At 49.1% G+C, this 391-nt stretch carries 1 pseudogene; it reads right to left on the bottom strand.

Annotated features, from left to right (window positions below):
• Positions 1-391: pseudogene (locus GPDM_RS13355) on the bottom strand (copper amine oxidase); the annotation flags it as partial.

The following is a 391-nucleotide window of genomic DNA, read 5'->3' as shown; positions in this document are numbered from 1 at the left end:
TGCTACGTATGCGTCAAACGCGTTGATCAACTGATCGACGTGCATGTCCAGTCCTTCTTGAACCGCTGCCGCTGGTAGTAAGCCACCTGTTGCCGAATCAAAGAATTTAGATTGTTCCACTTTGTATTCTTCGAGTTCTGCTAGCGCTTGCTCTTTGCCTTCTTGGTTGTCTTCAGCAGTCGCTGTTACGTAATCGACGAAATAGCCAATGTGTGATTTCCATACTTCGTCAAACTGTGCTGCGCCTTCGTCGCCGTATACCGAACCAACTGCGGCAGACAAGTCATCGGCATTAGCAAGTAATGCGCCCGCTGCTTGGTCAAAATCTTCTGCGCCGTCGACGCCTTTACGCATTGCTTCGATAGCTAGGAATGCATGTTCCGTTAACGTT

The organism is Planococcus donghaensis MPA1U2 (assembly GCF_000189395.1).
Classification (GTDB): domain Bacteria; phylum Bacillota; class Bacilli; order Bacillales_A; family Planococcaceae; genus Planococcus; species Planococcus donghaensis_B.
The sequence above is the reverse complement of the archived record's forward strand: the minus strand, read 5'-3'. Positions and strand labels throughout refer to the sequence as shown.